Annotated in this window: 30 protein-coding genes and 1 tRNA gene; 18 read left to right on the top strand and 13 right to left on the bottom strand. The window is 59.1% G+C overall.

Annotated features, from left to right (window positions below; genetic code table 11):
* Window positions 1-12 precede the first annotated feature (12 nt).
* The 6 genes from scpA (at window position 13) to GOW98_RS10355 (ending at window position 5,450) form a co-directional block, all read left to right on the top strand.
* Window positions 13-2,139 (top strand): methylmalonyl-CoA mutase, encoded by a 2,127-nt coding sequence (gene scpA / locus GOW98_RS10380; RefSeq protein ID WP_170331666.1) that lies wholly within the window; start codon window positions 13-15, stop codon window positions 2,137-2,139.
* A gap of 102 nt (window positions 2,140-2,241) precedes the next feature.
* The gene (locus tag GOW98_RS10375; protein WP_170331665.1) at window positions 2,242-2,844 is read left to right on the top strand and encodes a VOC family protein; all 603 of its coding nucleotides are present in this window, start codon (window positions 2,242-2,244) and stop codon (window positions 2,842-2,844) included.
* The gene (locus GOW98_RS10370; protein ID WP_170331663.1) at window positions 2,841-3,332 is read left to right on the top strand and encodes a GNAT family N-acetyltransferase; all 492 of its coding nucleotides are present in this window, start codon (window positions 2,841-2,843) and stop codon (window positions 3,330-3,332) included. The genes GOW98_RS10375 and GOW98_RS10370 overlap by 4 nt, the downstream gene beginning before the upstream one ends.
* A 42-nt stretch (window positions 3,333-3,374) precedes the next feature.
* Entirely contained in the window at window positions 3,375-4,055 is a 681-nt protein-coding gene (locus GOW98_RS10365; protein WP_170331661.1) for a molecular chaperone DjiA, read from the top strand.
* A gap of 4 nt (window positions 4,056-4,059) precedes the next feature.
* Window positions 4,060-5,037 (top strand): endonuclease/exonuclease/phosphatase family protein, encoded by a 978-nt coding sequence (locus GOW98_RS10360; RefSeq protein ID WP_170331659.1) that lies wholly within the window; start codon window positions 4,060-4,062, stop codon window positions 5,035-5,037.
* A 38-nt stretch (window positions 5,038-5,075) separates the two neighbouring features.
* On the top strand, window positions 5,076-5,450 hold the full coding sequence (locus GOW98_RS10355) for a hypothetical protein (protein ID WP_170331657.1): 375 nt from the start codon (window positions 5,076-5,078) through the stop codon (window positions 5,448-5,450).
* A gap of 3 nt (window positions 5,451-5,453) precedes the next feature.
* Here GOW98_RS10355 and GOW98_RS10350 read toward each other — a convergent pair whose 3' ends face one another.
* The 5 genes from GOW98_RS10350 to GOW98_RS10330 all read right to left on the bottom strand — a co-directional run bounded on the left by GOW98_RS10350 (window position 5,454) and on the right by GOW98_RS10330 (window position 11,240).
* A complete protein-coding gene (locus GOW98_RS10350; protein WP_170331978.1) occupies window positions 5,454-6,998 on the bottom strand; it encodes a Ppx/GppA family phosphatase in 1,545 nt (514 codons plus the stop codon).
* Between the two features lie 49 nt (window positions 6,999-7,047).
* Window positions 7,048-7,737 carry an HdaA/DnaA family protein gene (locus tag GOW98_RS10345; RefSeq protein ID WP_170331655.1) on the bottom strand — a complete coding sequence of 230 codons (690 nt, stop codon included), beginning with the start codon at window positions 7,735-7,737 and terminating at the stop codon, window positions 7,048-7,050.
* Complete coding sequence (locus GOW98_RS10340; protein ID WP_170331653.1) at window positions 7,738-8,811, bottom strand: AI-2E family transporter; 1,074 nt, start codon at window positions 8,809-8,811, stop codon at window positions 7,738-7,740.
* A gap of 90 nt (window positions 8,812-8,901) precedes the next feature.
* Window positions 8,902-9,876 carry an isopenicillin N synthase family dioxygenase gene (locus GOW98_RS10335; protein WP_170331651.1) on the bottom strand — a complete coding sequence of 325 codons (975 nt, stop codon included), beginning with the start codon at window positions 9,874-9,876 and terminating at the stop codon, window positions 8,902-8,904.
* Entirely contained in the window at window positions 9,876-11,240 is a 1,365-nt protein-coding gene (locus GOW98_RS10330) for an FAD-dependent oxidoreductase (protein WP_170331649.1), read from the bottom strand. The genes GOW98_RS10335 and GOW98_RS10330 overlap by 1 nt, the downstream gene beginning before the upstream one ends.
* A 168-nt stretch (window positions 11,241-11,408) precedes the next feature.
* Here GOW98_RS10330 and proS point away from each other — a divergent pair, with 168 nt between their 5' ends.
* On the top strand, window positions 11,409-12,755 hold the full coding sequence (gene proS / locus GOW98_RS10325; protein ID WP_170331647.1) for a proline--tRNA ligase: 1,347 nt from the start codon (window positions 11,409-11,411) through the stop codon (window positions 12,753-12,755).
* Window positions 12,756-13,630: 875 nt separating this feature from the next.
* On the opposite strand, the gene GOW98_RS10320 is transcribed toward proS, so the two are convergent.
* On the bottom strand, window positions 13,631-13,990 hold the full coding sequence (locus GOW98_RS10320) for a hypothetical protein (protein ID WP_170331645.1): 360 nt from the start codon (window positions 13,988-13,990) through the stop codon (window positions 13,631-13,633).
* 385 nt (window positions 13,991-14,375) lie between these two features.
* Between GOW98_RS10320 and GOW98_RS10315 the strand changes: the two genes are divergently transcribed.
* Both GOW98_RS10315 and GOW98_RS10310 read left to right on the top strand, forming a co-directional pair.
* Window positions 14,376-15,671 (top strand): lipoprotein-releasing ABC transporter permease subunit, encoded by a 1,296-nt coding sequence (locus GOW98_RS10315; protein ID WP_170331643.1) that lies wholly within the window; start codon window positions 14,376-14,378, stop codon window positions 15,669-15,671.
* Complete coding sequence (locus GOW98_RS10310; RefSeq protein WP_170331641.1) at window positions 15,664-16,350, top strand: ABC transporter ATP-binding protein; 687 nt, start codon at window positions 15,664-15,666, stop codon at window positions 16,348-16,350. Before GOW98_RS10315 ends, GOW98_RS10310 begins: the two co-directional genes overlap by 8 nt.
* Here GOW98_RS10310 and GOW98_RS10305 read toward each other — a convergent pair.
* The gene (locus GOW98_RS10305; protein WP_170331639.1) at window positions 16,334-16,771 is read right to left on the bottom strand and encodes a DMT family transporter; all 438 of its coding nucleotides are present in this window, start codon (window positions 16,769-16,771) and stop codon (window positions 16,334-16,336) included. The two genes, GOW98_RS10310 and GOW98_RS10305, sit on opposite strands and share 17 nt — an antisense overlap.
* 92 nt (window positions 16,772-16,863) lie before the next feature.
* Here GOW98_RS10305 and GOW98_RS10300 point away from each other — a divergent pair, with 92 nt between their 5' ends.
* Window positions 16,864-17,268 (top strand): c-type cytochrome, encoded by a 405-nt coding sequence (locus GOW98_RS10300; RefSeq protein ID WP_170331637.1) that lies wholly within the window; start codon window positions 16,864-16,866, stop codon window positions 17,266-17,268.
* A gap of 3 nt (window positions 17,269-17,271) precedes the next feature.
* Here the strand turns inward: GOW98_RS10300 and GOW98_RS10295 are convergent, their stop codons facing one another.
* Entirely contained in the window at window positions 17,272-17,940 is a 669-nt protein-coding gene (locus tag GOW98_RS10295; protein ID WP_437436855.1) for a hypothetical protein, read from the bottom strand.
* 58 nt (window positions 17,941-17,998) lie between these two features.
* Window positions 17,999-18,661, bottom strand: a complete 663-nt coding sequence (locus tag GOW98_RS10290) for a DNA-3-methyladenine glycosylase I (protein ID WP_170331633.1) — start codon at window positions 18,659-18,661, stop codon at window positions 17,999-18,001.
* 150 nt (window positions 18,662-18,811) lie between these two features.
* Here GOW98_RS10290 and GOW98_RS10285 point away from each other — a divergent pair, with 150 nt between their 5' ends.
* From GOW98_RS10285 to GOW98_RS10270, 4 genes are all read left to right on the top strand, one after another.
* On the top strand, window positions 18,812-19,477 hold the full coding sequence (locus GOW98_RS10285; protein ID WP_170331631.1) for an NnrU family protein: 666 nt from the start codon (window positions 18,812-18,814) through the stop codon (window positions 19,475-19,477).
* Window positions 19,478-19,548: 71 nt separating this feature from the next.
* On the top strand, window positions 19,549-20,070 hold the full coding sequence (locus tag GOW98_RS10280) for a DUF2478 domain-containing protein (protein WP_170331629.1): 522 nt from the start codon (window positions 19,549-19,551) through the stop codon (window positions 20,068-20,070).
* A gap of 87 nt (window positions 20,071-20,157) precedes the next feature.
* The gene (locus GOW98_RS10275; RefSeq protein ID WP_170331627.1) at window positions 20,158-21,405 is read left to right on the top strand and encodes a D-arabinono-1,4-lactone oxidase; all 1,248 of its coding nucleotides are present in this window, start codon (window positions 20,158-20,160) and stop codon (window positions 21,403-21,405) included.
* Window positions 21,402-22,520 carry an alanine racemase gene (locus GOW98_RS10270; RefSeq protein ID WP_170331625.1) on the top strand — a complete coding sequence of 373 codons (1,119 nt, stop codon included), beginning with the start codon at window positions 21,402-21,404 and terminating at the stop codon, window positions 22,518-22,520. The genes GOW98_RS10275 and GOW98_RS10270 overlap by 4 nt, the downstream gene beginning before the upstream one ends.
* A gap of 34 nt (window positions 22,521-22,554) precedes the next feature.
* Here the strand turns inward: GOW98_RS10270 and GOW98_RS10265 are convergent.
* A tRNA-Tyr gene (locus GOW98_RS10265) sits at window positions 22,555-22,638 on the bottom strand.
* 116 nt (window positions 22,639-22,754) lie between these two features.
* Between GOW98_RS10265 and rlmB the strand changes: the two genes are divergently transcribed.
* The 4 genes from rlmB to GOW98_RS10245 all read left to right on the top strand — a co-directional run bounded on the left by rlmB (window position 22,755) and on the right by GOW98_RS10245 (window position 25,048).
* Window positions 22,755-23,528: a 23S rRNA (guanosine(2251)-2'-O)-methyltransferase RlmB gene (gene rlmB / locus GOW98_RS10260; protein ID WP_170331623.1), complete on the top strand. Its 774-nt coding sequence runs from the start codon at window positions 22,755-22,757 to the stop codon at window positions 23,526-23,528.
* Window positions 23,529-23,670: 142 nt separating this feature from the next.
* Entirely contained in the window at window positions 23,671-23,820 is a 150-nt protein-coding gene (locus GOW98_RS26250; protein ID WP_367646830.1) for a hypothetical protein, read from the top strand.
* A 106-nt stretch (window positions 23,821-23,926) separates the two neighbouring features.
* Window positions 23,927-24,379 (top strand): YHS domain-containing (seleno)protein, encoded by a 453-nt coding sequence (locus GOW98_RS10250; RefSeq protein WP_254437971.1) that lies wholly within the window; start codon window positions 23,927-23,929, stop codon window positions 24,377-24,379.
* A 198-nt stretch (window positions 24,380-24,577) separates the two neighbouring features.
* Window positions 24,578-25,048 carry a CoA-binding protein gene (locus tag GOW98_RS10245; protein ID WP_170331619.1) on the top strand — a complete coding sequence of 157 codons (471 nt, stop codon included), beginning with the start codon at window positions 24,578-24,580 and terminating at the stop codon, window positions 25,046-25,048.
* Here GOW98_RS10245 and GOW98_RS10240 read toward each other — a convergent pair.
* The 3 genes from GOW98_RS10240 to hisF form a co-directional block, all read right to left on the bottom strand.
* Window positions 25,045-25,611 (bottom strand): hypothetical protein, encoded by a 567-nt coding sequence (locus tag GOW98_RS10240; RefSeq protein ID WP_170331617.1) that lies wholly within the window; start codon window positions 25,609-25,611, stop codon window positions 25,045-25,047. The two genes, GOW98_RS10245 and GOW98_RS10240, sit on opposite strands and share 4 nt — an antisense overlap.
* 72 nt (window positions 25,612-25,683) lie before the next feature.
* The gene (locus GOW98_RS10235) at window positions 25,684-26,001 is read right to left on the bottom strand and encodes a phosphoribosyl-ATP diphosphatase (RefSeq protein WP_170331614.1); all 318 of its coding nucleotides are present in this window, start codon (window positions 25,999-26,001) and stop codon (window positions 25,684-25,686) included.
* Entirely contained in the window at window positions 25,998-26,759 is a 762-nt protein-coding gene (gene hisF, locus GOW98_RS10230) for an imidazole glycerol phosphate synthase subunit HisF (RefSeq protein WP_170331612.1), read from the bottom strand. Before hisF ends, GOW98_RS10235 begins: the two co-directional genes overlap by 4 nt.
* Window positions 26,760-26,784 lie beyond the last annotated feature (25 nt).

Below are 26,784 nucleotides of genomic sequence, written 5' to 3'. Positions count from 1 at the left end.
GAGGAAATCGAAATGACCGATACAAAGGACTGGAAAGCGCTGGCTGAGAAAGAGCTGCGCGGTCGTCCGCTGGAAGACCTGACGAAGGAAACGCTGGAAGGCATCGACGTCAAACCGCTCTATACGCAGGAAGACACGGCCGATCTTCCGCATATGGGGTCTTTGCCAGGGGTCGGACCATTCACGCGTGGGGTGAAGGCGACGATGTATGCCGGGCGTCCGTGGACGATCCGTCAGTATGCGGGATTCTCGACTGCCGAGGAATCGAACGCTTTTTACCGCCGCAATCTGGCCGCCGGTCAGCAGGGTGTTTCGGTGGCCTTCGATCTGGCGACGCACCGCGGCTATGACAGTGACCACCCGCGTGTGGTTGGTGACGTCGGTAAGGCGGGCGTGGCCATCGACAGCGTCGAGGACATGAAGATTCTGTTCGACGGTATCCCGCTCGACAAGGTCTCGGTCTCAATGACCATGAACGGCGCGGTGATCCCGATTCTGGCGAGTTTCATCGTTGCGGGCGAAGAGCAGGGGCACGACAAATCCGTGCTGTCCGGCACCATTCAAAATGACATTCTGAAAGAATTTATGGTGCGCAACACCTATATCTATCCGCCTGAACCCTCGATGAAGATCATCTCGGACATCATCGAATTCACGTCGAACGAGATGCCGAAATTCAACTCGATCTCAATCTCGGGCTACCACATGCAAGAGGCTGGGGCGAACCTGGTTCAGGAGCTTGCATATACACTGGCCGATGGGCGCGAGTACGTGCGCGCCGCGACCGAGGCCGGGATGGACGTCGACAAGTTCGCGGGCCGTCTGTCCTTCTTCTTTGCCATCGGCATGAATTTCTTCATGGAGATCGCCAAACTTCGCGCTGCCCGCACGTTGTGGCACCGGGTGATGACCGAGTTCGGTGCGAAATCAGAACGGTCCAAGATGCTCCGCACCCACTGCCAGACTTCGGGTGTGTCGTTGCAGGAACAGGACCCCTATAACAACGTGATCCGTACAGCCTATGAAGCGATGAGCGCGGTTCTGGGCGGCACCCAGTCGCTGCACACCAACGCTCTGGACGAGGCGATTGCGCTGCCTACCGATTTCTCAGCCCGCATTGCGCGGAATACGCAATTGGTGCTGCAGGAAGAAACTGGCGTGACCGATGTGGTTGATCCGCTGGCGGGGTCCTACTATGTCGAAAGCCTGACCAATGAACTGATCGAAAAAGCCTGGGCCCTGATGGAAGAGGTCGAGGAGATGGGCGGTATGACAAAGGCCGTGGCCTCGGGCATGCCCAAACTGCGGATCGAAGAAAGCGCAGCACGCCGTCAGGCCATGATCGACCGGGGCGACGAGGTGATTGTCGGGGTCAACAAATACCGCAAGGAACAGGAAGACCCGATCGACATTCTGGATGTCGACAATGTCGCTGTGCGTGAGGCTCAGGTGGCGCGTCTGGAACGTATCCGCGCCACCCGCGACGAGGCCGCGTGTCAACAGGCGCTGGACGCCCTGACCAAGACCGCTCAAGAGGGCGGAAACCTGCTGGCTGCCGCGGTTGAGGCCGCCCGTGCCCGCGCATCCGTAGGAGAGATCAGCATGGCAATGGAAAAAGAGTTCGGCCGTCACCGCGCCGAGGTAAAGACACTGGCCGGTGTCTATGGCGCGGCCTACGAAGGTGACGAAGGCTTTGCCGCGATCCAGAAATCCATTGAGGACTTCGCCGAGGCCGAGGGCCGTCGCCCCCGCTTGCTGGTCGTCAAGATGGGGCAGGATGGCCACGACCGTGGCGCCAAGGTGATTGCAACCGCCTTTGCCGATATCGGCTTTGACGTGGACGTTGGCCCTTTGTTCCAGACCCCTGCCGAGGCCGCGCAGGATGCGGTCGATAACGATGTGCACGTGATCGGGATTTCTTCGCAGGCAGCTGGGCACAAGACACTAGCGCCGCAGTTGGTTGAAGAACTCAAGAAAGCGGGTGCCGAGGACATCATCGTGATCTGCGGCGGTGTGATCCCGCAGCAGGATTACCAGTTCCTTTATGATCATGGCGTGAAGGCGATCTTTGGGCCGGGCACCAATATCCCCGAGGCTGCGCAGGACATCCTGCGTTTGATCGGTGAGGCCAAGGGCTAAGACTGCAAGGGTTTTCGACGAAAAACCTTGTGAATCTGCCCATTAGGCGAAAACATGCGGCCAGATCCTGCGGGGTCTGGTCGCTGTGATTGGAGGGCGCATATGTTACTGGATCATCTGGCCGTAGCGGGCGAAACGCTCGAGGAAGCCTCGGCTCATATCGAACAGACCTTGGGTGTGCCGCTGCAAGATGGCGGCAAGCACGAGGCCTTCGGCACCCATAACCGATTGTTGGGCCTGCAGGATGGTCTGTATCTGGAGGCGATCGCAATCGATCCACAGGCGCCGAAGGTCGAGCGCACGCGGTGGTTCGACCTCGACCGGTTTGCCGGTTCACCCCGCCTGAGCAACTGGATCTGCCGGGTTGAGGATATCGAGGCGTCCTTGTCCGTTTTCCCCGATGGCGTTGGCCAGCCGATTGATCTGGCCCGAGGTGCGTTGCGCTGGCAGATGGCCGTCCCGCCCAACGGGCGGCTACCCTTCGACAACCTGTTCCCTGCGCTGATCCAATGGCATGGCGATTTACACCCGGCGCGAATGCTGCAGAACAGCGGCTGTCGCCTGAAGCGCCTGATTGTCTTTCACCCCGATGCCTTGGACATGGCGCGGTTGTTGGGAGTGCTGGAAGCAGTCGAGTTCGACACCGGCCCCGCAGCGCTGCGGGCCGAGTTTGAAACGCCGCACGGCCCGCGCGTGTTGGAATGATCATCAGACCGGCGCAGGTTTCAGACGCCCCCTCAGTTGCTGCAATCACCAACGCAATCATTCGCGATACGCTGGTGACCTTCACCACCGACGACCGCAGCGTGGATGCCATTGCTGAGGACATCAAAACCCGCGGCCCTGCCTATCTGGTGGCCGAAAAGGACGGGCGGATTCTGGGCTTTGCTACTTACGCCGCATTTCGCAACGGCCCGGGCTATGCGCAATGCCGCGAGCACACGATCCAGTTGGCCCCAGAGGCGCGCGGGCAGGGCGCTGGGCGGGCTTTGATATCCGCGCTTGAAGACACGGCGAGGACAGAGAGTGTGCATGTGCTGATTGCCGGCATTTCCTCGGCCAATCCGGGGGCGGTCGCTTTTCACGCGGCGCTTGGGTACACGCAGGTCGGGGTCATGCCCGAGGTCGGATTTAAATGGGGTAAACGGCTGGATCTTGTGCTGATGCAGAAAATTCTTTCGCCTGACGAATAGGTTGCACCTGACAGTTGCGATTTGGGGCGCTAGGGTGCGCTCATGTCGATCTGGACCCGAATATCCGATGCGCTAAGTGCGCTAGCCCAGGGCGAAAGCCTGACCGCCGTTTTTGAGAAGCTGCGCACGCCGCCCGAACGCTCGGTCGCGTTTGCGATTGCTGTGATTGCGCTGGGCGCAAAGATGGCCAAGGCAGACGGTCAGGTGACGCGGGACGAGGTCACGGCCTTTCGCGATGTCTTCCAGATCGCGCGAGAGGATGAGGCCGGCGCGGCCCGCGTGTTTGACATGGCTCGGACAGATGTTGCCGGCTATCAGGACTATGCCCGCAAGATCGCGAACATGTTTGCCGATGACAGCACGACCCTTTGTGACCTGATGGAGGGGTTGTTTCACATCGCCATGGCCGACGGGTTCTATCACCCGAACGAAAACGAGTTTCTGGAACAGGTCAGCCGGATTTTCGGTCAAACCGACGCTCAATTCATGGCCTTACGCGCGCGCTTTGTACCAGACGCGCCCAAGGACCCTTACACGGTTCTGGGCGTGCCGCGTGACATGCCGTTGCCCGATATCCGCAAGGTCTGGCGACAATTGGTGCGCGACACGCACCCCGATGCGATGATGGCCCGTGGCGTGCCCGAAGAGGCCATTCGTCTGGCCGAAAAGAAGATGATCGACATTAACCGCGCCTGGGACGAGATCAACGGCGCGCGGGCCTGAACCGATGCGGCTGGCGACCTACAATATTGAATGGTTCGCCAACCTGTTTGATCGCAGCGACAATCTGGTCGTGGATGACAGCTGGTCCGGTCGCCACAACGTCACAAAAGCACAGCAGGTTGAGGCCATCGCCAAGGTTCTGACGGCGATTGATGCGGATGCGATCCTGATTGTCGAAGCACCGAACTCTGGCAAATCACAGGACACCATCCGCGCGCTGCAGAGCTTTGCCGAAGCCTTTGATCTGCGCACCTCGCACGCGGTGATGGGATTTGCCAACGATACCCACCAGGAACTTGCCTTGCTGTATGATCCTGACGCGCTGACGGTGCGGCACGATCCGATTCCGGGCGACAGGGCAGCCCCGCGTTTTGACGAGGTGTTCCATATCGACCTCGATATCGACGCGACCGAAGATCATGTGCGCTTTTCCAAACCGCCGATGGAACTGGCGGTGCAAACCAAGGCCGGGGCGCAGGTGCGGCTGATCGGGGCGCACCTGAAATCCAAGGCCCCGCACGGGGCCGGGTCGCGGGACGAAGCGATCCGGATCTCGATCGCAAACCGGCGCAAACAGCTGGCTCAGGCGGTGTGGCTGTCGCGTCGGGTCAGGGCGCATATCGAGGGGGAAGAACAGGTCATTCTCCTGGGTGATCTGAACGACGGGCCGGGGCTGGATGAGTATGAGCATCTGTTCGGGCGCTCCTCAGTCGAGATTTTACTGCAGGCCGGGTTGTTCGACCCGCACGCAAAAGGGGCTGACCCGGCACCGTCCACAGCCCGGTTTGCCCGTCAGGACGGGCACCACCTCGAGGCGTTGTTGGACTACATCATGATCAGTGAAAACCTGCGCGCCCGGCGCCCGGCCTGGCGGATCTGGCACCCGATGAAGGATGCCGATCTACGGGATCTGCCAGACTTGCAACAGGCGCTGTTGACCGCATCCGATCATTTCCCGGTTTCGCTGGATATCGACCTCTGACCTTTAATCATGGGGCGTCAGGGTCTATATTTTTAGTTATGAAACATTTGCTTCCGATCTGCGCTGTCACAGCGGTTCTGACCTTGCCCGCCCAAGCCGAGGAAGAAACCGGCAAGTCCCTGATGGAGCAGGGAGCCGAGTTGTTCTTTAAAGGGTTGCGGCAGGAAATGGAGCCCACGCTCGAGGACCTGCAAGGCCTAGTCAGCCAGTTCGGTCCGGCAATGCAATCGTTTTTTGAACAGATGGGGCCTGCATTGGCTGAGCTAGCAGGTGAGATCGAGGATTGGAGTGCCTATGAGCCGCCCGAAATCCTGCCCAACGGCGATATCATCATTCGCAAGAAGCCGTTGCAGGACCAACCGGATGCCCCCGAGAAAACCGAAGAAGAAACGGATGAAGGAACGGAAATTTGACGTTCAGTCCCGGATGATCACGCGAGTGTCCGCCTTGAGAGCGTTCGCCATCGACGTAAACCGTGCTTCGGCCACCTCGTTGAACAATGGTCCTGCTGCAGTCGGCAGCAGTAGGTCAAGCTGGTGCTTCTTGGGGTAGAGGCGCAAGGTCCCCATAGGGGCGTCATTCTGCATCCAGAGCATTGCGCCGAACCGCATGGCCTTGCCCAAAATTTCAGCCTGCCGCTGATCTTTCTCGTCCAATAGCTTGTAAAGCGGTTCGAACCTGTTGCCCTCGCGTTTGTTGCGATACCGGTGCTGCAGGGCAAGGCCGATGAAAATCCGTTCCGAGTGCTTCAACCCGCCCAGATTGGCGCGGGTGACATAGTCAAAACAAACCTCTGCCCGATAATCGGGATGGGCGCGCCAACTGACGTCATGCAGCAGGCAGGCGGCCTTGATCAACCGGATACGCGCCTCGGGGGCTGATTTGAACAGTGGCATGACGAAATCGAACAGGTGTTTGCCGAACCCCGGCAGGCGGGCGTCTTTTGCCTCAGAGAACCGGCTGGCTTCGATCAGCGGGTCGCAGTCGCGCAGTGCTTGCGGCATCTGTTCGTACAGCAAACCTTCGCGAATGCCATAGCTTGAGATCGCAATATCCTTGGGTTTGAACGTCCGTATCAGACGCGCCAGCACATCCATCGCATAAGGGATCAGCGCCATGCGGGAGCTGGACACGCCAGCCAGACTGCGCAGTTCATCCGGATTGCCCTTTTCGATGAACTTGATGGTCTCGTGAACCTGCTTGGTGGTCATGCGGTATTCATGCAGCACGTTCAGCGGGTAACCCCGGCGCAGCATGTCCAACCGGGCAAAGGCGCGCCAGCTGCCGCCGACAAGGAACAGACGGTCGCGTTGCTTGCCCATCTGGTCGCGCAGCTCTTCCATGGTGGCTTTGATGTGGGCCTTGCGCGCCCGCCGTCCGCCCTTGATGTCTCGAAGTTTCAGCGGACCCAGGGCCGAGGTCACTCGGCGACCGACGTCACCGTCGCCGATCTCGGCCAGTTCCATGGAGGAACCACCGATATCGCAGATCAGCCCATAGGCACCGGGCCATCCCAGCAGCACGCCCTGCGCGGACAGCCGTGCCTCTTCCCCGCCATCAATGACCGAGACGTGAAGACCGGTTTCCGATTTGACCTCATCGCAAAAATCCGGGCCATCCTTGGCTTCACGCACGGCAGCGGTGGCGACGACATGCAGGCCCGGCAGGCCCAGATCGTCAGCAAGGCGACGGAACCGGCGCAGCGCGGCCAACGCACGCACCCGCCCTCGGGGGTTCAGACGACCGCTCTCGGACAGGCCCGCCCCCAATTCGCACATCACCTTTTCGTTGTAGAAATAGGCCGGAGACCGCGCGGCCCCGTCAAAGATTACCATCCGGACTGAGTTCGACCCGACATCGACAACGCCGACACGCGACAGCGCGCGCGCCTCGGGGTTGTCAAACAGCGGCTTTCCGAAAGGCCCCCAGTCCGGAATGTCGGTTTCGACGCTCTGATACATGTCTCTTCCAGATGATCCGATAACACTTTGCGAAATCACCGGGATTGGGTCAATTGTCTGGTTCGACATCTATTCCGTCCGAATTCAATACTCTGACTGCCAGAGTGCGCGTTATTTCACGCTTTTCCGAGAGGGCAATTTGATCCAGCCGCGCAACCACCTCGGCCGCGGTTTCAAAGCGGCGGTCCATGTGTTTGACCAGATAAGCGATGACCTCGGGGCCGGGGTTCAGTTGGCGGTCGATGAACAGTTTGGCAAGAACAGCGCCCAACAGTGCGTCGTCGGGCGGATCAAGTGCGACGTGATGCGCGCCTTCGATGCGGCTTTGCAGATCGGGCAACGGCAACTGCCACAGTTTCGGGACCAACCGTCCGGTCATCAGCAGGGCGTGGCCTTCAGCCAGAACAAGATTGTGCAGGTGGAACAAGGTTTTTTGTTGGTCTAGATCATCCGCGATCATCGGCACATCTTCGACCGCAACGGCGGTTCGGGCCAGCGCAGGCACGTCGTCATAGCGCAGGTCGCGGGCCTGAATGATCCGCCCCCCGGTTTCCGCCGCCCAGACATGAGCCAGATGGGTTTTGCCAGCCCCGGCAGGGCCGCTGAGTACCAGCTTGTTGCCGGGCCAGGAAGTGGCCGAAATCATCGCAACGGCCAGTGCGTTGGCAGGCGAGACAAAGAAATCCTCGCGGCCCAGAGCGGTTTTGGCCGGCAGATCAAAGCTCAGTTGTCGGTGCATTTATTCGTCGTCCTGCTTCAGCCCTTCAAGGCCGGTATACAGAGGGCTTTCCAGATAGAGCGAGGTCAGGAACCGGGCCACGACACCCAGCGCCGCGGCAACAGGTACTGCGACCAGCATACCCACAAAACCGAACAAAGCGCCAAACACTGACAAGGCCAGCAGCAGCCAGACGGGGTGCAGACCCACCGAACTGCCGACCAGTTTGGGGGTCAGGAAATTGCCCTCGGTCACCTGACCCAAGGCAAAGATACCAGCGACCAAACCGATATGAACCCAGTCCCCCCAGAACTGGAACAGCGCAAGGCCGATGGCCAACGTGCCGCCAATCAATGCACCCAGATAAGGGATGAAGGTGACCAGCCCGGCAATGAACCCGACGATCAGGCCGAATTGCAGGCCGACGATCATCAGCGCAACTGCGTAATAAGTCCCAAGGATCAGACAGACGGTCCCCATACCGCGTACGAAAGAGGCCAGCACGTCATCAATCTCACCCGCCAGACGTTTGATCGTGGGGGCGTGATCGCGGGGCAGCAGCTCTCCGATCCGGGCGATCATGCGGTCCCAGTCCATCAGCAGGTAAACCGCTACAACTGGTGCGATCACCAGCAGAACGGCGACGTTTATGGCAGAGCCAAGCGATGCGACGACCGATTGCAACAAATCGCCGGTTTTCGATTGCAGCGTTTCGCCGATTGAGACCAGCGCCTGATGCGAGCTGGAATTGGTGTCCAGCAGAGACGGGAAACGTTTCTCAATAAAGCCGCGCAGTTCTTTGAACAGGCTGGGCAGGACCTCGACCAGATCGATCAGCTGGGTGATCAAAGCCGGCACCACCATCAGGATCATCAGGACAAAGCCCAGAACACCGACGATGGTGATGATCCCGGTGGCCGCCATGCGCGACAGGCCCAGATTTTCCAGCCGGTCTGCGATTGGATCAAGGAAATAGGCAATCGCCCCGCCGATAACGAAGGGCAGCAGAACGTCGCCAAGTGCCCACATCAGCAGCACAAATACCACAGCGGCAACGCCCCAGTATCTGAGCTGATCCTTCACCGGCAAAGCCATGGCTGTCCCCTTGTTGTCGGCTCTTGCTGGTGTTCTTCGCTTATGCAGCGTCGTGATGCAAGCGCTTCATGACCCGAGGAAACCGTCGATTCAGTCGCTGAGCGTGCCCAGTTCGGGGGTCGCGTCGTGTGCTTCTTCGTCGGGCCAGTTGGTGCGCCAGATCTCAGCCGACCAGTGGCCGCAATGCACGGACGGACGGTCAAAGCCGGGCAGGGGGTCCAGCAATGGCGCGACGACCACATCATGACGGGGCACGGCGAAATAAGGAAAGGAATAGCGTTCCCGGCCCGAGCGGTTGACCACCCGGTGTGGCGTGGATTTCAGGCGACCGCCCGACCACAGCTCCAGCATGTCGCCAATGTTGACGATGAAACCGCCCGGCGGGCAATCGGGGGTGATCCAGCCTCCGTCGCGGGTCTGAACCTCGAGCCCACCGACCGGATCGGGGGCAATGATTGTCAGCGCGTCGGTGTCCTTGTGCGGGTGGATGCCATAGCCGCCCTCATCTGGTGACTGAGGGGGATAATGCAGCAGCGTCATGTTGGTCATCGGCTGGAGGAACGCATCGCGCAGTTGGCGTTCTGGCAATCCCAATCCGGACTCCAGCGCGCCAATCAGCATGTCCGCCACACGATCCAGCTGTGCCCAATAGCCAAGGATAACCTCGCCCGCCTTGGGCACCTCGCGCGGCCAAATATTCGGACCGTAGAGCGCGCAATCCTTGCGAATGGGCGAATCCGCAGCCGTTTCGCAATGCAACTTATATCCTTCGTACTTGTCGGCCTTGCCCGAGCCGTCATTGGGCGTGAAGAACCCCATCGGAATAAACCCGCGATAGTTCTCACGGGTGATAGCCTGATCCCATTTGGCGCTTTCGTCGATGCCAAAGATGGCCTGCACACAAGTGCGCACTTCGGCGACCGTTTCCAGTGGAATGCCTGTCCCTGTTATCGACAGAAAGCCGATCTCAGTGAAGGCGTCCATCACCTGCTGGACGGTGCGGTCATAGTCGGCATGGTCGGGATCATGCAGCGGGGCGATGTCGATTGTGGGGATACGGTCCATCAGTGAATCCTCACACCCTGACGGTCTAGCTCAGCATGGACAGGGGCAAGGTTCAATTCGTGCACATCCTGATTGCTTTTCAACGACAGCGCCGCCGCGATCCCGGCGCCCTGACCCATAACAGCGCAGCACGCCATGTTGCGGGTGGCGGCATGGGCCACTTTGTCCGCCCCGTGCGAGCGCCCCGCGACCAGCAGGCCCTTGATCTCTTTGGGTAGCATCGAACGATAGGGCACCTGCATATACCGCCCGGTCGTGGGTAGGATCAGGATGCCATAGCCGTCGATGAATTCAGGGTAGATGCCGATCGTGTCCTCGAACCGGCCCTGATGGCGGGCGTCGTTTTCGGTCATGTTGTACACCGCGTTGATCTTGCGGGTGTCGCGGATTCCGATGGTCATCCCGAAATTCCGCAGCCGAGCGTTCTCGCACCCGGGCATGTAGCGACGCAGCGCTTCGATGGCTAGCATCGACTGACGACGGCCCTCGATCTCACCCTTTGTCAGGCTGTCAGGATCGGTGCCGTCGATCTCGGCCAGATGGACGAGGTTCATATAGGTCAGCTCACCTGTGTCATGCATCGCACCCCACGTACCCGCGATGGTATTCAGATGAGGCGGGATCAGACCCTCTTCGATGGCCTGCTGGAAGGGCTTCTTGACAAAGGGCGAGAACATGTCGTCCTCTTTGCCGCTGGTCTCGATGTTCCATTCGCCACCGCCACCCCAATCCTTGTAGGTCTGCGGGTCGGCCTTCACGCCCTCCATAAAGGCGCGCTTGTCGACGCCCGCCAGATGGAACATGACCGAGGCGGCCATCATGTCTTCATGCGCGGTTTTGTGGGTGGGCGCACCGGCCCGATGGGCCACATCTGCGTCTCCGGTGGCGTCGATGACAACCTTGGCCAGGATCGCCTCACGCCCGGCTTTGGATTCGGTGATGATGCCGGTGATCCGGTCGCCCTCCATAATCGGAGCGACGAACTGGCGATGCAGCATCGGATGCACGCCCGCCTCTTCGACCAGCTTGTCGGCAACTAGCTTGAACCCTTCGCTGTCCAGCTCATAGCTGAGCGACTGGCTTTCTGGCACTGCCGCGCCCATATCCTTGGCGCGGGTCTCGAACTCCATGCCGATACCACCAGCCTCAACGGTTTGTTCGTGGCGATACCATGCGAACCCCTCGACGCCCACGGCGGTGATGTTGCCGCCCATGCAGCCGAAACGGTCAACCAGAGACACCTCGGCCCCGGCACGCGCTGCGGCCAACGCGGCGGCAAGGCCCGCGGGGCCTGAGCCAACAACCAATATGTCGGTTTGGTGAACAACAGGGATCTGACGGGCGGGTTCCTGAATGGTCTGCATCGGCGCCTCTTGGAATTTACATTCCTGACACAATTGAGAAACCTGACTGGCGGGTCAATCAAAAAACCGACTGACCTGAAGTCGCAAAATCACCAATGGCCGATTGCCCCCGGCGGGGCTTTGGAATAAGGACCTTTGAAGTCCAAATTCACCCTTAAAGGTTCACCAATGCGCCTCAGCCGTTACTTTCTGCCCGTTCTCAAGGAAAACCCCTCCGAGGCTCAGATCGTCAGCCATCGGCTGATGCTGCGTGCGGGGATGATCAAGCAAGCTTCTGCCGGGATCTATTCGTGGCTTCCGCTAGGCTTCAAGGTTCTGCGCAAGCTGGAAAACATCATCCACGAAGAGCAGGCGCGCGCGGGCCATATTGCGATCCAGATGCCCATTATCCAGTCGGCGGACCTGTGGCGTGAATCCGGGCGGTATGACGATTATGGTCAGGAAATGCTGCGTATGAAGGATCGGCATGACCGTGATATGCTTTTCACTCCTACCGCCGAAGAACTGGTCACCGATATCTTCCGCGGCCATGTCAGCAGCTACAAGGATCTGCCGCTGACCCTGTATCAAATCCAGTGGAAATTCCGCGATGAAATCCGCCCGCGCTTCGGCGTGATGCGGGGCCGCGAGTTCTACATGAAGGACGGCTACAACTTCGACCTGACCAAAGAGGACGCGCTGCACGCCTATAACCGCCATCTGGTCAGCTATCTGCGTACCTATGAGCGGATGGGCCTGCAGGCCATCCCGATGCGCGCGGATTCCGGCCCCATTGGTGGCGATGACACGCATGAATTCCTGGTGCTGGCCGATACCGGCGAGTCCGAGGTGTTCTATGACAGCGCCGTCACCGACCTGACCTTTGGCGACCGTCAGATCGACTATGACAGCCGTGAACAGTGCCAGGCCATTCTGGAAGAGTTCACCTCGAAATACGCTCGCACGGACGAAACCCATGACGAGGCGCTGTTCAACCAGGTCCCCGAAGAGCGTCGCCGCGTGGCGCGCGGGATCGAAGTAGGCCAGATCTTCTACTTCGGCACCAAGTATTCCGAGGCGATGGGCGCGACCGTGCAAGGCCCCGATGGCAAACCAACGCCCGTCCATATGGGTAGCCACGGCATCGGCGTCAGCCGCCTGATCGGCGCGATCATCGAGGCCAGCCATGACGACAAAGGCATCATCTGGCCCGAGGGAGTGACGCCGTTCCATTGCGGTATCGTCAACCTCAAGCAAGGTGACGAGGAAGCGGATGCGGCGTGCGAGAAACTCTATGGCGCGCTGACCGCGCTGGGGCTGGAGCCGCTGTATGACGACCGCAACGAGCGGGCAGGGGGCAAGTTCGCCACCATGGATTTGATCGGCCTGCCGTGGCGCATCACCGTTGGCCCGCGCGGCCTTAAAAACGGCGTAGTCGAACTGACCAGCCGCCGCACCGGCGAAAGTGAAGAACTGAGCCCCGAGGCGGCTGTGACCAAGATCGCCGAGATTTATCAACGCGCAAACAACGCTTGAAAGGGTTGTTCCAGTCTTCAATAGGTTCCGGTCTTTCTTGCTGTGCTACCGCGCAACCTCAGTGACCGAGGAGTTGTCGAGGCTAAACGGGCGGCGCTTATAGCCGCCCAAAAGAACGAAGTCATTGAGCGTTTTTTGGGAGCGGAGGATCGACCAATGGGAAGATTGTGTCGTCGAAAGAACCGATAGCTGAATTTGAGATTGGCCCCGTCTCTGCGCCAGAACGTTTTAAAAGGCAAAAGTCTTCACGACGCCATGAACCGCGCGGCTGAGAATTGCCCTCGGGATATGCAGTACTTTCTCAGAAGAAGAACTGCCTTTTTCTGACGGTTTGCAGATTAACCGTGACGAGATTGGTTAGGATCGACCCGGGTATTTGCTTTGGAAATAGTGTTTTCGGCAGAAGGGGCGAAAGAAGACTCTGCTCGTTGGGGCACGAAATTCGTTGGGGTACGAAGTCCATTTGATTTTGTATCGCGTTCCGTTTTTAAAGATTCCGAACTGATCCGACTAAGACTGCTCTCGAAATCACGATAAGGTGCGATAGAAGTCCCCGCCGATTTTGGTGGAATAACACACTTCGCAGCCGGAAGGTTGAACCGGTTCCCAATAGGTCCGTTGCCTTAGGTTTCGGGTCAACTTGTTGTACCGGTCTCGGAACCAGCGCAACCGTGGATAGCTTTCTTGATAGTCTGACAGTGACGTTTCGGCGAGGCCTACAGCCTTGTCGCACGTGGGATCACTTTGCGGACCAAGCAATGAGCGGTTTTTTAATGTTCGAAACAAATGCCCGAGTGCATGATCAAAATTCACCAAGCCGTCTGACACGGGTGACCGAGGTCCTTGCACTGAATGGTGCAGTCTTACTGGGCTTTTTAGGTGCGTTGCGGTTCTGGCCGTTTTGCCAGAATGTCTCCATCCGCACTGTTGCCGCGTGGTACCACGATCGGACGTCCAAGACGCCGGACCAAGTCCCTGAATTCAAAGCCCAGAAAGTGCAAGCCACAGATCCGTGCATCTGTTGCGCGATCTATGACGCACAGTCGCCCCTGACGGAAAGCCAAGCGATAGCCTTTGTTTTTCAGGATATCGGTCAAACTTGCCCAACTTGGCGCTGTGGCAAAAAGTGGGCGCATTGTTGCCCGCAAAAGCGCAGCAGTTTCGCAATCCAGTTCTGAAGATGCGTTTGGGACCAAAATCGGGTCCAACATTTCGGTATTACTCTTTACAAACATGAGCGACCCCCGCTCTTAAATTGTTTAAATACTGTCCCCCTGTCCCCTAAGATGACAAAGTTTCCCAAAATAAGCAAAAGATGAAATAATATTGCTTAAGTAATGTTGCATTTTGAGTTCATTTTCTCGCGCAACGACCATATTGACTTCATAGCTGAAACAATTGGGGCTTGTCTGTGAACGGTGTCACAACCAAAGGTGTAACCTTTGGAGCTCCTGTCTCCTTTTGCCAGAGCGTGCGGATTCGTTTCAGATGTGATTCGCTGTGTCTTGGGTTCCGCACAGGTCGTAAGGTCGCTCGTCCTAGTGCACGATGGGCATAACCAGCTTGACCATCTGGCGAAATGCCGAAAGGGTCGCGCCAAACGAAAGCACCGGAGCAGACATGGCCAAGACGCCCCCGCCCTTTGCCTCATTCGAATGGAAGATCGCCTGGCGGTACCTGCGCGCGCGCCGCGCCGAAGGTGGCGTCAGCGTAATGACGTGGATCTCGCTGATCGGGATCACACTGGCCGTGTTCGCGCTGATTGCCACGCTGGCGGTGCGGTCGGGGTTTCGGTCCGAATTCGTGGGTACGATCCTGGGGGCCAATGCGCATGTCACGGTCTACTCGGCGGGGAGCTTGGATGCGCAGGGGCGTCTGGACCGCACGATCGAGGATTTTGACAGTGTGGCCGACCGGATTGCGCAGGTGCCGGGCGTGGTTCGTGCGGCGCCGCTGGTCAAGGGGCAGGTGCTGATTACCAATCGCGAACGCAGCAGCGGGGTCGAGGTATTTGGCATCCAACCTGACGATCTGTTGGACCTGCCGGGTATTGCCGAAAGCGAACAGGCGGCGGGTGATCTGTCCGAATTCCAGAATGAGGAGTTCGTCATTGCCATCGGCTCGGGCGTTGCGCGCAGCATTGGTGCCACGGTGGGGGATACGGTCAAGCTGACCTCGCCCAACGGTGTAAAGACCGCCTTTGGCACCTCACCGCGAGTCAGCGCCTATCGGGTGGTCTATGTGTTCTCTGCCGGGCGCTATGACATCGACCGCACGCGCGTCTACATGCCGTTCGAGCAGGCGCAGAGCTTTTTCAATCGCGAAGGCGTGGCTGATGAGATTGAGGTCATGGTCGAACGCCCCGAAGAACTGAATCCGATCGTGATTCCGATACTTGAGGCCGCTGGCGAGCGCAGTCAGATCTGGACATGGCAGGACGCTTCGGGCGGGTTCCTGCGGGCGTTGGAAGTAGAAGACAACGTGATGTTCATCATCCTGTCGATCCTCGTTCTGATCGCGGCGATGAACATTGTCTCGGGCCTCATAATGCTGGTGAAGAACAAGGGGCGCGATATAGGCATCTTGCGCACTATCGGCCTGAGCGAAGGGTCGGTCCTGCGAGTGTTCTTTATCTGCGGAGCATTCACGGGGATTATTGGCACGGTGATGGGCGTGGTTCTGGGGTGTCTGTTCGCGATCTATATCGACCCGATTTTCAGCTTCGTGAACTTTGTCATGGGCGGCGGTGTCTGGGACCCCTCCATCCGTGGAATTTACGCTTTGCCCGCTGAGTTGCACCTGTCAGATGTGCTCAAGGCTATTGGGCTTTCTCTGGGCCTGTCTTTTTTTGTCACCTATTTCCCCGCCCGCCGCGCGGCGCGGCTGAACCCGGTTGAGGCGCTGCGCTATGAATGATGTGACGATGCGGCTGGATGGTCTGACCAAGACCTATCTGAAAGGCACGCCGGGCGAGGTTCAGGTGCTGCGTGGTGCCGATTTAGAACTGTGCGCGGGTGAGGCGGTCGCGCTGGTTGCGCCCTCTGGCGCAGGTAAATCGACACTGCTGCACATCGCTGGTCTGCTGGATACGCCCGATCATGGCTCGGTTGAGGTCGCTGGGCAGAGCGCAACGGGCAAGGGCGACCGGACCCGCACTGCTTTGCGGCGGCGGGATGTGGGGTTTGTCTATCAGTTCCACCATTTGCTTCCGGAATTCACCGCTTTGGAAAACATCACCCTGCCGCAACTGGCCAATGGTGTTTCGGAAAAGGCGGCGCAAGACAGGGCGATGTCTCTGCTGGACCGTGTCGGCGTCGCGGCGCGTGCGGGCCACCGCCCTGCTGCCTTGTCCGGGGGCGAGCAGCAGCGTGTAGCCTTCTGCCGAGCGCTGGCCAACAAACCGCGCGTCCTTTTGGCGGATGAGCCGACGGGAAACTTGGACCCAGAAACTTCAGATCAAGTGTTCGACGCGCTGATGGCGCTGGTCCGTGACGAGGGGCTTTCAGCGTTGATTGCGACTCATAACATGGACCTTGCAGCCCGGATGGATCGCAAGTTGCGGCTGGACGGGGGTGTGCTCAAGCCAGTTGAGTGATGGCGACCCCTGCAGCCATCACGGCGATGCCGCCAGCGCGTATCCATGTCAGCGGGGTGACCTGTGCCCCGAACAGGCCGAAATGGTCGATGGCCGCGGTGCTGATCAACTGCCCCAACAAGACAAAGAATACCGCGTTTCCGACGCCGAAATGCGGTGCGACATGGGTTATCGAAAGCACGTAGAACGCAATCAGGACGCCAGCCAGCAGCAGATGTTTCGGGGCTTGGGCTATTTTGGACAGCGCCCCGAACCCCGGAAACAGAACCATCACCAGCGCGGAAGCGCCGAAAGCGATTGCGAACAGGACAACGGCAGCGGTGGTCGGTGACTCAATCAGCCGTCCCAAGGCCGCGTTCAACGCCGCAAGGATCGGCACGCCAATCCCGGCGGCCAGCATGATGGCTGCGTATTGTGTCATTGCCTGTATCCTCCTGCTGCGTTGATCTGGATCATTGCGGCAAGCTGGCTCTCGGGCAAGCCTGTAAATGTCAATCGGGGCAGGAGGATATGATGATCGGACCGATACGGAATGCAGTTTCAATAGGCCTGCTGGCTCTGGCGACACAAGCCAATGCTCAGGATGTCGAGACGGGTGCCGAGCTGTATCGGCACTACTGCGCGACGTGTCATGGGATTGATGCCACCGGGCATGGCCCGATGGCAGGTGTGCTGGTTATTCAACCAGTCGACCTGACCAAACTGACCGGGGAAGACGGCGTGTTTCCAACCGCCCGCGTCGTAGGGCGGATCGACGGGCGCGACCCGTTGGTCAGCCACGGCAGCCCGATGCCGGTCTATGGGCCTTACTTCGACGGCCAGGACACCTCGATGAAAACGCCTGAGGGGCAACCGATCCTGACGAGCCAACCGATTGTGGATCTGGTCGCTTATCTGGAGACACTGCAGAAGCAGTAGGCGTTAGTGGCAAATCCCGTCGATTTCCGCACCACTCCAGGGAATTACGATGTCACGCTCGCGCGGTTGGTCTGGCAGTGCTGAGAGATCGAAGTGCACGCCCAGCATGTCATGCAGACGCTGGGTGCGCGGGGCCTTTGGGTCCAGCGCCCGACAGCAGACATATTCTTCGACAATCGCGCCCTGTTGTTCAAACCCGTAGGTCAGAAAATCGGACGACGTGTTAAGATCAAAGAGATATGGGTCCTTGTTGCCGCCATGTTCGGCCGCGGCCCGCAACGGGTGATAGCCGGTGGTTTTACGGTTCTGCCATTGCCAGACATGGGTCAGTTCATGTGCCAGCAGCATGGCTGCGATCAGGTTCATCTGCTCGGGGAAGTCGGACATGTAGTCCTCAAGATACCAGTCGCGCGTGAAATAGACCTTGTTGAACAGGGCAACGGCGGCGGGTTTTGCAGTTACGACGCCCTCGGTCGGGGGTGGCAGGATACGTTCACGGCAGGCAAGGCGCGGGCGTTCCTTGCGGTAGAAGGTGATTGGCGCAACCGGGGCACCTTCGACCAGACGCACGCGGTCCAAATTCAACGTCTCACCTTGAACAGCGCCGGCAAAGGCGCGTTCCTCATCCGTCAGCGGTCGCCCGCAGGAGGTAAGCAGGAAAAGAAACGTCATCAAAATGCGCCAAGCCATGTTCAAAGCCTAATGTGAAGCGCTCTCGCTGCAACTGGTTTTACAGGCTCATCGCCAATACCCGGCTAATTTCGGTCAGTGAGCGACCGGATTGGTTCATCCATGTGTTAAAGGCATCCTGCACCGCCGTCATTGCCTTTTTGGAACCGGGCGCCTTATCGACCACACCTTCGGCAACCAACCGTGCTGTGACATCGCGCGACAGGATGAAACTATCGCGTCCGGCAAAGCGCATGGCATATTGGGCCGAGGCCCCGCCCAGACGTGATCCGCGTTTGCCCAGCATAGCCAACAGGCCGATATAGTCGGTCGAAGGCCAGCCACCCAGAATCTGACCGACCCCGCCTTCCTGTCTCAACTCCAGCAGAAACGCGGCATTGTCCCGGACGGTTGCTATCTTGGTGCCGTTGCGAACGATGCGGGTGTCCTGCAACAGCGAGTCGAACTTCTCATCATCCATAAAAGCGCAGCGACCAACGTCAAAGCCGTCAAAGGCAGTCTCGAACCCGTCCCACTTGTTTTCTATGACCTTCCAGTTGAACCCAGCCTGAAAGATGCATTTTGTGATGACCGAAAGCCACCGATCATCCGGCATAGCGGCCAGCTCGGTCACGCTTTTGGGTTTGCTCAGCATTGCCTCCAAAGCGTCAGGCCCGCCGTGGCGGTCGGCGGCCATGGTAAAAATCTCATCGAAATGGTGCATCGGAGTCCTCCGACGGCAGGGTCGCGTGTTCGTCGCCGGGTTGCAAGCTCTGGTTCTTGTCCGAATACTGCTTGCGCGTCCGACTTGATTTCGGACAAAGACCACCCCGTATCAGGGGCGTAAACCAAGGCACCACTTACGGAGATTGAAATGCTGGGTTGGGGCCTTTTCCTTGCTGCGCTTGTTACATTTCTGCTGACGCACATGATTCCGGCGCGGCCCGCGATGCGCGGCCGATTGATCGAGGTGATGGGGCGTAGGACGTATTTCGCGGCGTATTCTGTGTTGTCGCTGCTTGTGCTCGGCTGGTTGATCGTCGCCGCCGCACAGGCGCCTTATGTCGAGGTTATCCCGCCGTTCCCCGTACTGCGCTGGGTGCCACTACTGGTGATGCCGGTGGTGTGCTGGCTGGCCGTAGCCGGGATGTCGATCCAGAACCCGTTTTCCTTCGGCGGCTTGGGGCATCGCCCGTTCGATCCGGAAAACCTTGGCATCCTGCGTGTGACGCGCCACCCTTTGTTGGCGGCGCTGATGCTGTGGGCGCTGGCGCATTTGCTGGCCAATGGCAGCCTGTCTCATGTGATCCTGTTCGGTCTGTTCGCTGGATTCGCCGCGCTGGGCATGGCTTTGATCGACCGGCGTAAAGAGCGTGAGATGGGGATCGAATGGACACGCTTGTCCCGCAATACCGCGCGATTTTCTCTGCGGGCTCCGCGCCCCTGGCCCAGCCTGTGGGTTTGGCTGGTTTCACTTGCCGCCTTTGCGGCTCTGCTTCATCTGCACGCGCCTGTGATCGGCCTATCCCCGTTACCGTAACGCGGGGAGTGGCCGTGCAGGGTCTCGCGTGCTATCTGGAATGTCACACTTTGGACTGAGAGGGTCTTTCAATGTATCTGGCCTATGTCACCACCACCGAACGGGGCGCCACCGACCGCTTGCTGAGCGCCGTTGCCGAGCATCTGCAGGCCGCCGGAGCCCATCTGGCCGGTGTGGTTCAAACCAACACCGAATGCGCCGACAGCAGCAAATGCGACATGGACGTACGCGTTCTGCCGGACGGAGAGACCATCCGTATCTCGCAATCCTTGGGTGAACATGCGCGCGGCTGCCGTCTGGACCCTGCGGCGTTGGAGCAGGCGGTGGGATTTGTCACCAACTCGCTCGAAGATGCACCGCAGCTGCTGATCATTAACAAGTTCGGCAAGCACGAGGCTGACGGGCGTGGGTTTCGCCCGGTGATCGCCGAGGCGCTGGCGCAGGATATCCCTGTTTTGGTTGGCGTGAATGGTCTGAATACTGAAAAGTTTCAGGAGTTCACCGGAGATGCGGCTGAACAAATCAGCCCCAGCGTCGAGGCCGTTACCGAATGGTTCGATCGCGTTACGGCGCAACGTGTAGCTGCAGCCTGACGTAAGTTTCGTTGGGTAACGCACTGTAAACCTGACTTGTTTCAACCTGCATGTGCTGCAATCCTCTGACCTCGGAGGAGGCAGTACATGTGGACCAACTGGGCCGGAAACCAGAGCGCGGACACGGCGATCACGCGCCCCAGCACGATTTCCGAATTGCAGCAGGTGATGGCGGAATCGTCCAGCCTGCGCGTCGTCGGGGCAGGTCATTCCTTTACTCCCATCGTTGCGGGCGGGGACCGGATTTTGGACCTGTCCAAGCTGGATTTACCGACTTTGGGCGACGGGGTTGGTGACCGCATCTGGGTCAATGCAAATGCGCGGCTGAGGGATCTGTCTCCGGCGCTGGCCGCGCAAGGGCTGGCCTTTCGCAATCTTGGCGACATCAACGCGCAATCGCTGGCCGGGGCGGCTTCGACCGCGACGCACGGGACCGGGCGCACGCTGCCCTGTCTTTCGGCAGAGATTACCGCCGCGAAGCTGATCACCGCGGATGGGGATGTCCTGTCCACCGACGACATCCCGCTTGAGATGGCACAGGTCACGCTGGGGATGCTGGGCGTTCTGACCGAGGCGCAAATCTCGGTCGTGCCGAAATACAATTTGCGCCGCCGGGTGCGGTTGGCCGATCTGCAGGACAGTCTGGCTAATATGCATCAGAACTGGGCCGAGAACCGGAATTTCGAGTTTTTCTACATCCCTTTCACCGGCAAGGCCGTTGAAATCCGCCACGACCTGTCCGATGCGCCCGAAAGTACGGCGCCGCGTGATCTGGACATGATCGCCGTCAAAGTGCTGAAACTGGCGCGGAATGCAGGCAAGTTCAGCGGCGGGCTCCGTAGTATGCTGCTGAAGCTGTTGACCCTGGCGCAATCGGACGAAGACTACGTAGGCGAAAGCTGGCGAGTTCTGTGCAGCGACCGTCACATTCGCTTCAACGAGATGGAATATCACCTGCCGCCAGACTTGGCCGGGGACGTGTTGCAAGAGGTCATCACCCGTCTGCACCGCGATCACAAGGATATCTATTTCCCGATTGAGGTGCGCCAGACCGCTGGGGACACGGCCTGTCTATCTCCATTTCAGGGCGGTCCGCGGACTTCGATTGCCGTTCATACGGACGCGAGGGAAGATCACCGCAGGTATTTCGACGCGCTGGAGTCGTTGTTTGTCGAGGCAGGAGGGCGTCCACACTGGGGCAAGATGCACAGTCTGACCCACAAGGAGCTCTCGGGAATATATCCAGATTTCGACCGCTTCTGCGTGCTGCGAGAACAACTCGATCCCGGCGATAAGTTCCTTACCCCCACATTGGCCAGGCTGTTTCGGCCATGAGTGAGTACCTGCAAAACCTATCCGAAACGCTGCGCGCCTATGGCGTGGATAAGCCGGTCGCCGTGATCGATCTGGATCGGCTGGAGGCAAACTGCGCCCTTGCCGTCAGCGGGGCCGATGCCGGGTTTGATTGCCGTCTGGTCGCCAAGTCTCTGCCCTGTCTACCGCTGTTGAATCACATACGGGGGCGGATTTCGACCTCGGGGCTGATGACCTTTTCCGAGCCGATGTTGCGAGCGCTTTTGCAGGCCGAGCCCAAAACGGATCACTTGATGGGCAAGCCGCTCCCTGTCAGCTCAGTCGCGCGGGTTTTGTCGGAATGTCCAGATGCCTCCGCACGCGTTCAGTGGTTGGTCGATTCTCCGGAACGGCTGCAGGCATATCTGGCCCTTGCAGCGGGTCGGCAATCGGTCCTGCGCCTGTCACTGGAAGTTGATACCGGCCTGCATCGGGGCGGATTCCAGCCCGAGCACGTGGCAGAAATTGCACAGGAAATCGACGCCAACCCCAATGCGCGACTGTCCGGTGTAATGGGGTACGAGGTGCATCTGGCGAAGCTGCCGGGTTTCCTGCGCAAGCGCGCCGTTCGCGCCTGTGCTGACGCGTTCGATCTCGCCGTTTCTGGTTTGCCGAACAGGGGCAAGGGGCTATGCCTGAACACCGGCGGCAGCCTGACGTTTCAGTCCTATCGCGCGGGGGATAACGCGACCGAAATTGCTTTCGGTTCGGTATTGGTAAAACCCACGGATTTCGAACACGCCACAACTCAGCGCTTTCAACCCGCGGGGTTCATCGCGTCACCGGTTCTGAAAACCATGCCGGGTAACCCGCTGCCCGGGTTGAATTTTCTGGCTCGGCGAAAAACTGACCTTGCGATTTTCGGAGGGTATTTCCCGGCCAAGCCCGTATTCCCCTACGGATTTGGCTATTCGTCCATCTTCGGACGGTCGAGCAATCAGGAGGTCTGGACAGGTCCGCAAGCCGCCACCGTCAAACCCGGTGACATAGCCCTGCTCCGCCCAAGCCAAAGCGAGGCGGTGCTGAACCAGTTCGGGGTCATACTGGCGGTCAGGGGGGAGCAGGTGGTCGCGGAATGGGAATGCCTGCCGAATTAACGGCCGGTTGCACTTTGTCACCATCTGAGGAAGATGGTGGGCGACCCTGGAATCGAACCAGGCGTGCGTCTCCGCGAGGGAGTTACAGTCCCCTGCCACACCTTGCGGCCTGTCGCCCACTGTCAGGCGTTGCACCTGACGTGGAGGCGTGATTACTAGCGCCTTAAAGGAGCGTCAACAGGAAAATACCGCTTTGACGCAGGAAACCGAATTCCCGGCCCGGAGGCCCAAGAAATGAAGAAACCCAAGTGGGTCGTTGAAAAGGAACAGGCGCGCAAAGCGGCTGCTGCGGAAACCGTCTGGCTGTTCGGTCTGCACGCCGTGCGCGATGCTTTGATGAACCCCAAGCGGCAGAAACTACGCTTGATTGTGACGCGAAATGCGCAAGACAAACTGGCAGAAGCGATTGAATTCGCTGGGATCGAGGCCGAAATGGTCGACCCGCGCAAATTCACCGCGCCTATTGATCCGGGGTCCGTGCATCAGGGTGCAGCTCTTGAGGTCAAGCCGCTGGACTGGGGCGGGCTTGCCGAGAACTGTATCGGGCGCGAACACCCCCGCGTGATTCTGTTGGATCGTGTGACCGACCCGCACAATGTCGGGGCGATTCTGCGCTCGGCCGAAGTTCTGGGGGCCAGTGCGGTGATTGGCACGCGGCACCATTCGGCACCGGAAACCGGTGCGCTGGCTAAGACCGCCAGTGGCGCGCTGGAGCGTCAGCCCTATCTAAGGGTCCGCAATCTGGCCGATGCCATTGTGGAACTGCAGAATATGGGATTTCTGGTGCTGGGTCTGGACGGTGAGGCGAAAGACACCATCGAAACGGCACTGGGCGGAAAACTGGACCAGCCTGTCGCGTTGGTGCTGGGGGCTGAAGGGCCGGGTCTGCGGCAAAAAACCAAGGAAACTGTGGACTTTCTGGTGAAAATCGACGCAGCGGGCGGGTTTGGTTCCCTCAACGTCTCAAATGCTGCCGCGATCGCCCTATATGCCTCAAGGCACAGATAGACAGGAGAGTCTCATTTCCAGCCCGTCGAAAATCGCCACCTGCTGCTATTGCGGGACCCGTGCTGCACTTGTCCTGAAGGGTAAGCAACGTCACGAGTTAAGCTGTTCAAGCTGCGGTGCGCCGTTGCATGACCTCAAGATGGTGCCCAAGCGCAAACTGGTCGAAAAGCAGACTAAGCGCGATATGGGAAAATTTGCGGGATCGCCTAAGAAAAAGAAGAAAAAGAACAAGGGTGTGTTCTCGCGGGTACTGGATGAAGCGTGGGATGTGATCGAGGATATCTTTGACTGACGTGGCGCTGGTGCGACACAGGTGATCACAACCCCGTTAAATGGGGTTCCACTGGGCGGTAAAAATTGCATCTTGAGACCCTGATGTCTGAAATCCGAATACCGTAATGCTGATCCGACGTTTCCTTCTTGGCGCGATGTTCGCCGCTTTGATCGCTCCTGCCGCGACGGCGCAGGAGATGCCCGTGTATTTTGAGGCGGATGGAGCAGCCTTGGCCGGGTATGACCCGGTTTCGTATTTCAAGGGCGACGCACCAGTTCAGGGGCAGCCAAAATACGCGGTGGTCTGGAAAGGGGCCGAATGGCATTTTGCCTCGGCTGAGAACCAAGAGGCATTCGAGCGTGATCCACGTGCCTTTGCGCCTCAGTTCGGTGGGTATTGTGCATATGCCATGGCGAAGGGGATTCTGGTCAGTACCGACCCGCTGGCTTGGCAAGTGGTCGATGGTCGTCTGTACCTGACCCACTCGCCTGAGATTGAACAGATGTGGCGCGAAGCGACGGCTGAGTATATCCGAATGGCCGAAGCGCACTGGCCCGTTGTTCTGTACGAGCAATAAGCGGAGGTCCGCTCTTTGTGACATGTCATCACAAAAATGCGCACCCCCTCTTTTTTTCTCTCAACTTATGCCTAAATGTCACAGTGACCGCGGAACGGAACTGCCGCGGGTCATTTCACTGTCCCTCGTTCCAACAACTGGCGCTCAGGTTCGACCTGGGCGCTTTTTTCTTTTAGGCACCCGGATTAGGGTGCCTGCATGAGCGAGCATTCCGACGATTTTCTGAAAGACATCCTGCAGCGCACCAAGGTGATTGCTGTGGTTGGTGTGTCAATGAACCCGGTGCGGCCCAGCTATTACGTTGCGCGATATCTGTCGTTGAAGGGCTATACGGTCATCCCGGTCAATCCCGGACATGCAGGGACCGAGCTGTTTGGTCAGACCGTCAGGGCCTCACTGACCGAGATTTCCGAACCAGTGGACATGGTCGATATCTTCCGCCGGTCCGAGGCCGTGCCGCCGATTGTGGATGAGGCGTTGGCTGCTTTCCCAAACCTGCGCACGGTCTGGATGCAAATCGGAGTCGAGCATCCTGAAGCTGCCGCCACAGCACAGGCGCGCGGCGTGGACGTGATCATGAACCGTTGCCCCAAGATCGAATATCAGCGCCTGTTCGGCGAGTTGCGCATGGGGGGATTTGCCACCGGTGTGATCTCGTCTAAAATTTAGCCGCCGACATAGGGTAACAATTCACCGTATTGTTCCTGCTGACGCTTTTGCAGCACGACCTCGCGCGGCACCCACTCGTACTTCGTGTCTTCGACCAGCGGAGACCAGAACAATACGCCACCGTAACGCCACGGATCCAGCACCACGCCGTCATACATCGTCTCACCCTTGCGGCTGATGATGGCGGTGCTGTGGTCGATCCTGAACGGGTTGTCTGCATTTGCAATGGCGCGGTGCAGGTCCAGCGTTTGGAAGTTCTCTTGCTTCAGCCGGCGTTCGATATCTTCGGCCCAGTGCCAGCACAGCCCGCGCGGGCGCACACCTTTGTTGACCTTGGCGTTGTGGATCAGCGGTGGGTCGGTGATTTCATACTCCTGAACCAACTGTGCAGTATAGGAATAGGCGACACGGGCGGCGCGGTCGGCTTCTTCCGGGTCGATATCGGGGCCGAGGTTACGGATTTCGGACGCCAACCGTTGCACGTCATCCCCGCTGGGTGGCGGCGCGATTGAACACGCGCCCAGCGTCACTAGGGCCAGAACAATGGCCAAAGCTCGGATCATCCTAATGCCCTTTGATCTGTGGATCGTGAAGCCCGATCATAATGGGAAGGGCAGGGGGACGGAACCCCGTGCTTAACCCTTGGGGCGCGCGGCTTTTTCAGCGATGCCGCTGATGCCCTGACGCCGTGCCAATTCAGTGAGAACATCGTCGAGCGCCACGTCACGAGCGGCCAGCATGACAAGCAGGTGATAGAGCACATCCGCAGCCTCAGCCGTCAGACCAGCCTTGTCGTTCTTGACGGCTTCGATGATGGCTTCAACGGCCTCTTCCCCGAACTTCTCGGCGCATTTCTCAGGGCCTTTGGCCAACAGCTTGGCGGTCCAGCTGGAATCCGGGTCAGCCCCCTTCCGCGCCTCAATAGTAGCGGCCAGATCGTGCAGAATGCTCATGTTAGCCTCATGGGGATACCCGCGGCGGCCATGTGTTCCTTGGCCTTGCGGATGGTGTATTCGCCGAAATGGAAGATCGAGGCGGCAAGCACGGCACTGGCCCCGCCTTCGGTCACGCCTTCGACCAGATGGTCCAGATTGCCGACACCGCCTGAGGCGATCACCGGCACATCCACAGCATCGGAAATCGCACGCGTCAGAGGCAGATTGAACCCAGCCTTGGTGCCGTCGCGATCCATCGAGGTCAGCAGAATCTCACCAGCGCCTTTAGAAACGACGGTTTTGGCGAATTCTACCGCGTCGATGCCGGTGGGTTTACGACCGCCATGGGTGAAAATCTCCCACTTTCCGGGACTGACTGTTTTGGCGTCGATGGCGCAGACAATGCACTGGCTGCCGAACTGATCCGCCGCTTCCGCGATCACATCCGGGTTGGCCACTGCGGCCGAGTTGAAGCTGACCTTGTCGGCGCCCGCCAGCAGCAGGGCGCGCACGTCATCCTTGGTGCGCACGCCGCCCCCCACCGTCAGCGGCACAAAACACTGTTCCGCTGTACGCTGAACCACATCGAACATGGTGCCGCGATTTTCGTGCGTGGCGTGAATGTCGAGAAAACAAATTTCATCTGCGCCTGCCGCGTCGTAGGCCTTAGCGGATTCCACCGGGTCGCCGGCATCGCGCAGGCCAACAAAATTCACGCCCTTGACCACACGGCCATCAGCGACGTCAAGGCAGGGAATGATGCGGGTCTTCAGCATGTCGGCGTCCTTTGTTGCCGCACCT

Origin of the sequence: Ruegeria arenilitoris, from assembly GCF_013032445.1 — a bacterium.
In the GTDB taxonomy this organism is placed as follows: Bacteria; Pseudomonadota; Alphaproteobacteria; order Rhodobacterales; family Rhodobacteraceae; genus Ruegeria; species Ruegeria arenilitoris_F.
This window is presented reverse-complemented; position numbering and strand designations above follow the sequence as displayed.